The sequence below is a fragment of the Mesorhizobium sp. M5C.F.Ca.IN.020.29.1.1 genome, assembly GCF_003997375.1.
In the GTDB taxonomy this organism is placed as follows: Bacteria; Pseudomonadota; Alphaproteobacteria; order Rhizobiales; family Rhizobiaceae; genus Mesorhizobium; species Mesorhizobium wenxiniae.
Genome location: NZ_RZSW01000458.1, coordinates 1 through 5,166 on the forward strand (window position 1 = coordinate 1; position 5,166 = coordinate 5,166).

6 protein-coding genes and 1 pseudogene are annotated in these 5,166 nt (G+C 65.1%); all 7 read left to right on the plus strand.

All coding sequences use genetic code 11. The features are described from left to right. Positions 1–335, plus strand: a 335-nt coding sequence (locus tag EOA85_RS37745) for a hypothetical protein (RefSeq protein ID WP_164759905.1), incomplete at its 5' end; no start/stop codon positions are given. After that, complete coding sequence (locus EOA85_RS26985) at positions 332–1,918, plus strand: hypothetical protein (protein ID WP_127211799.1); 1,587 nt, start codon at positions 332–334, stop codon at positions 1,916–1,918. The genes EOA85_RS37745 and EOA85_RS26985, both read left to right, overlap by 4 nt. 13 nt (positions 1,919–1,931) lie before the next feature. Further along, the gene (locus EOA85_RS26990) at positions 1,932–2,327 is read left to right on the plus strand and encodes a GNAT family N-acetyltransferase (protein ID WP_127211800.1); all 396 of its coding nucleotides are present in this window, start codon (positions 1,932–1,934) and stop codon (positions 2,325–2,327) included. A gap of 63 nt (positions 2,328–2,390) precedes the next feature. Next, the gene (locus tag EOA85_RS37750; protein ID WP_164759906.1) at positions 2,391–2,615 is read left to right on the plus strand and encodes a hypothetical protein; all 225 of its coding nucleotides are present in this window, start codon (positions 2,391–2,393) and stop codon (positions 2,613–2,615) included. 2 nt (positions 2,616–2,617) lie between these two features. Continuing rightward, positions 2,618–4,164, plus strand: a pseudogene (locus tag EOA85_RS27000) (portal protein). 25 nt (positions 4,165–4,189) lie between these two features. Further along, a complete protein-coding gene (locus tag EOA85_RS27005; protein WP_127211803.1) occupies positions 4,190–4,570 on the plus strand; it encodes a hypothetical protein in 381 nt (126 codons plus the stop codon). Next, a partial coding sequence (locus EOA85_RS38225; RefSeq protein WP_206523377.1) for a hypothetical protein occupies positions 4,567–5,166 on the plus strand: 600 nt, incomplete at its 3' end. The genes EOA85_RS27005 and EOA85_RS38225, both read left to right, overlap by 4 nt.

A 5,166-nucleotide genomic window follows, 5' to 3' on the forward strand; every position in this document is an offset into this window, starting at 1 on the left:
GGCTCGCGGATCGCAACGCGCAGGCGCCGGGAAGCTTCACCAGCCTGCAGCCGGCCGAGCGCCGGGCCTATTTCAGCGCCGCCAAGCGCCAGAGCCGGTCGCGGGAGCGTGCCGCCAAGGCCGCCGGCGCGCTGCAGCCAACCACCGCGAACATACGCGAGGCGCTGGCCGATGCGGCGTTGATGATCCTGGCCGTCGACGCGCCTGGCGCGGACCTGGTTCGCGAGGTGCTGTCCAACGTCTTCAGCAAGCGGCCAGGCGTTCCGGTCACGGTGCAGATGAAGGCCAGGTCAGGAAAGTTGCGGCCGAAGCTGGTGGCGAGGGAACGGCTATGAGCGATTTCGAATACGACGAGCGGCCGATGCGGGTGCATGAGTACCGGGCGCCGGGGCCGGTGGCGCGGCAGTTCCTCAACACGCGGGATCTGATCCGCTTCATCATGGGGCCGCAGGGGTCCGGCAAGACTACGGGCTGCCTGTTCGACGCCATAGCCTGCGCCAGCGCCATGCCGCCAGGCAAGGACGGCCACAAGCATTTCGCCGGCGTCGTCATCCGCGACACCTATACGAACCTGTGGGCGACGACGATCCGCTCCTGGAACAAGTTCTTCCCGAAAACCGTGGGCAAATGGTCGGGCGGCGAGAACCGGCCGGCGGTGCATACACTGCGCTTCGACGACCCGATCGCCTCGAGGGCGACCGGCCGGCCCTGCTACATCTTCGTCGAAATGCATTTCAAGGCGCTGGCAGACCAGTCGATCGAGGACGCGCTGCGCGGCGCGGAATACACCTGGGCATATATGAACGAGGCCGACCGCCTGTCCCAGGATGTTCTGACCTTCCTGATCGGTCGTATCGGCCGCTATCCCGGCCAGGACATGTTCGACAAGCCGACCGACTTCTTTCGCGGCATCGTCGGCGACGTCAACCCGCCCGACACCGACAGCTGGATCTACCACACGTTCGGCGGCAAGCTGCCGGCGCGGCACAAGTTCTTCAAACAGCCCGGCGGCCGGCACCCGCGCGCAGAGAACCTGGCCGGTCTGCCACGCGGCTACTACGACGACCAGGTCGCGGCGAACGCCTCGAAGCCGTGGTGGATCAAACGCATGGTCGACGGACAGTTCGGCTATTCGCGCGACGGCATGCCGGTCTACGAGCTCTATGACGACGACAAGCATTGCTCGGAAACCGAGCTCGAGCCGATCCCGGCGCTGCCGTTGCGGCTGTCCTTCGACCAGGGCATCACCGGCCCGGCCATGCTGGTCTCGCAATACACGACGGTCGGCCAGCTGCGCACGCTGCGCGAATTCGTGCCCGGCCGAATGGGCGCGCAGCAGTTCGGCGAGCAATGCCGCCAATTCGTCAACGCTCATTTTCCGGGCTACCAGGTGCATCCGGCGTCCGCGGTCGACCCTGCAGGCATGTCCGGGGCGGTGCGCGAGGATGCGCATTTCTCGTGGGCCGAGACGGTGGCGCAGGCCTCCGGCTTCCACCTGGTGCCGGCCGAGACCAACGAGCTCGACATCCGCATCGACGGCGTCAGCCAGATGCTGGCGACCGACATCAAGGCCGGCATGCCGAGCTTCATCATGGATCCGCGCTGCCTGATGCTGCGAAAGGGCTTCAATTCGGACTACCGGTTCAAGAAAAAGCAGAACGGCGAATTCGAGGACAAGCCGGAGAAGAACGCGGCATCGAACCCGCAGGACGCGCTGCAGTATGAGGTGATGTCGATCTTCGGCCGCGCCGGCATCACCCAGGGAGCCGCCCGCAAGAATGGCATCCCCTCTGCCCGTTCGACGATGATGGGCCACAATGGCGGCCCGCCGATGACCGGTCTGCCGCCCGGGCACCCGCTGGCGCAGCAGCCCGCCGGCCCGATGCTGCAGGCCAATTTCGATGTCTTCAAGTTGTGATCTCCGGATCCGCGTGGCGCGGCCGTCAGACCTCGTCGCGCTCGCCGGCGGCCGGCCGCTGACGCGCCAGCACGGCCGGGCATTCTCGCTGCAGCTCGACGGCGAGGCATGGACGATGACGCTTGATGGCGCGCCGATCGGTGCCGCTGGCTTCTGGCCGGCCGATGGTTTTCGCGAGGCGTGGCTGATGCTGTCGCCGGCGTTCCGGAAGAAGTCGGTGCTGCCGGCGGCGCTTCGGATGGTGGCCGACCATCTGCAGACGCATTTCGACCCGGTGCTGCCGACCGTTGCGGCCGTCGACCTCGACAACCGCGGCGGCCGCGCGATCGCCACGCGGCTGGGCTTCATCGACGTCGGCGACCATCCCCAATATCCCGGCGCCGCCATGTTCGTGCTGGTGCGGACATGAGCCCCGATAAGTCTACACCCCCGAGCCCGCTCCTATACTCGGCCCGCATTTTGGAGCGCGCTCATGGAAGGCATTGCAAAACTGTTCGGCGGAGGCCGGGACAAGGGAGCGGAGAAGGCGGCGAAAGCGCAGGCCGAAGCCGCCCACGCCGAGGCCGAGGAGGCCAAGCGCCGGCGTGTCGAGCAAGAGCAGCAGACCGCCGTCGCCGGTCAGGCCGGCAGCGGTTCGGTGTTCCTCGCCAATCGCGGCACGCGCTATTCAGGGCTGAAACCCTCGCTTGGCGGCTAGTCATGGCCGCAGAGGCTCCGGAACTAAAACGGCTGAAAAAGCGCTGCGACGACGCCTACACGCGCAACCAGTATCACCAGCGCTTTACCGACGATCTCTATGACTACGTCATTCCGTGGCGGCAGCCGTCGTCGGAGATCGGCCAGGGGGCGCCGCGCACCGACAAGATCTACGACACGACCGCGCCGACCGCCGCCTTCCGTTTCGCTGGGCGTATGCAGCGCGACCTGACGCCGCCGTTCCAGACATGGTTCGAGCTGAAGGCCGGGCCGTTCCTGCCTGACGACAGCGAGAAGAAGAAGCTTAGCGAAGATCTCGAGAACATCAGCAAGATCATCGCCGGCATGATCCATGCCTCGAATTTCGATGTCTCGAGCCATGAAATGTACATGGACCTGTCGCAGGCCAGGGCGCGATGCTGATGCTGGAAACCGACAAGTTTCCATTCCTGGAATATTTCGCGGTGCCGCAAAGCCAGGTGGCGCTGCGCTCGAATGGCCGCGGCTTCAACAACGGGATCTACTGGAAATCGAAGTTCCCAGCCGGCGACCTGAAAACGATGTGGCGCAACGTGCAGATCCTCGACAAGGATCTCGAGCGCAAGATCGACAAGACGCCGGAGGAACCGCTCGAGATCGTCCAGGCGTCCGAGTACGACCAGGCCAAGGATCGCTGGAATTTCACCGTCTACTGGAAGGACGGCAAGACGATCCTGCATGAGAGCTCGACCAAGCTTTCGCCCTGGCTGGTGCCGGGCTTCTACAAGGTGCCCGGCCAGGAAAAGGGCATTGGCCCCGGCCTGATCACCATGGGGGCGACCAAGACCGCCAACAAGGCGCGGGAGTTTTCGCTGAAGGCGGCGGCATTCTCGCTGCTCGGCCTGTGGGCTTACCGCAATGACGGCGTCTTCAACCCGGCGACATCACCGATGCTGCCTGGCGCCATGTGGAAGGTGCAGTCGACCGGCGGCGCCTTCGGCCCGTCGCTGTCCAAGCTGCCGGTGCCCGAGAATTTCGACGTGTCGATGTTCGTGCTCGAGGATCTGCGCAACGAGATCAAACAGGGCACGTTCGACGATACGCTGCCGCCGGAAGGGGCGACGGTAAAATCGCCGACCGAGATCATCGAGCGCATGAAGCGGCTCGCTGCCGACCTGTCAGGCGCTTATGGCCGGCTCAATCGCGAGCTGGTCAAGCCGGTGGTGCTCTACAACATCGACGTCGCGTCGCGCCGGCTGCCGGGTTTTCCGAAGATCGACATCGACGAGCTGCTGATCAGGATGGAGATCACCTCGCCGATCGCGCGCGGCGACCAGGCCGCATCGGTCGAGGCCGACGTGCGCTGGCTCGAGCTGCTCAACGCCTTCGGCGGGCAGCAGATGATGATGCTGGTGGCGCGTGTCGAGCGCTTGCTGCCCGATATCGGCAAGAGGCTCGGCGTGTCGGAGCTCAATATCCGCTCTGACGAAGAGAAGGCGAAGATCCAGCAGGTCATCGCCGGGATGATCGCACAGCAACAGCAGGCGGCCGTCGCACCAGCGGCCGCCTGATCGTTTTTGAAAGGAGGGTCCACGGATGGAACCCTATGGCGGTATCGGCACAGGCAATGTGCTGGGTTTGAGCGTCGACCAGCTGGTCGACGCGATGGGGCGGCAAGGCCCGGATTTCTTTGCCAATCTTGAAGGCCACATGAAAACGCAGGCCGACAAGCGGCAGCTCGAGCTCGCCGTGCTTGCCCAGGACATCGCCAACACCTTTGCCTCGCCTTCGGGCAAGGCCGTGCTGTTGTGGATGATGGAAAAAACGCTGCTCAACCCGACGCTGCCCGTCCAGTACGGCAAGAGCTTCGAGGAGCTCGGCCCCTGGCGCGCCGGTCGCGAGTTCGAAAACGCCTTCGTCTTTCAGATCGTGACTGCAATCTATCAGCACCGGATGGCACAAGGAGCCCAGGCATGAACCGTTTGCTTGAAAAATATGGACTTTTCAACATTCCCCGGAACACGGATCCGGGCGGCGGGGGCGGCGGCAACCCTGCGCCGAACCCCGCACCGAACCCCGTACCAAATCCGGCGCCAAATCCGGCACCGGCCTGGACGCCGCCGGCGAATGCGCCGGCGCACCTGGTCGACGCCAATCCGGCGGCCGCCTATGAGAAGCTGCTCAACGCCTACCTGCCTGCGCGGCAGATGCTCGACAGCGTGCCGAAGGCGCCGGAGAAGCCCGACGCCTACCAGCTGACCCTCGAGGGCGCGCTGGCCGGCTATGGCGATACTCTGAAAAACGATCCGATCATGCCGGACGCGCGCAAGCTGGCGAAGGACGCCGGGTTGAGCACCGATCAGTTCCAGAAGTTCGTCGGCGGCTTCATCAACATCATGCACGACAAGGGCGCGTTCGCGCCGATGCCGAGCGACGCCAAGATCGCCGAAGGGCTGATCGATGCTTCGCTGCAGGGCCAGGCACGCGCCGAGGCCGTCACCGGCGGCACCAAGCGGCTGACCGACGCGCGCGCATGGGTCGACGGGCTGAAGGACGACACATCGGGCTATAGC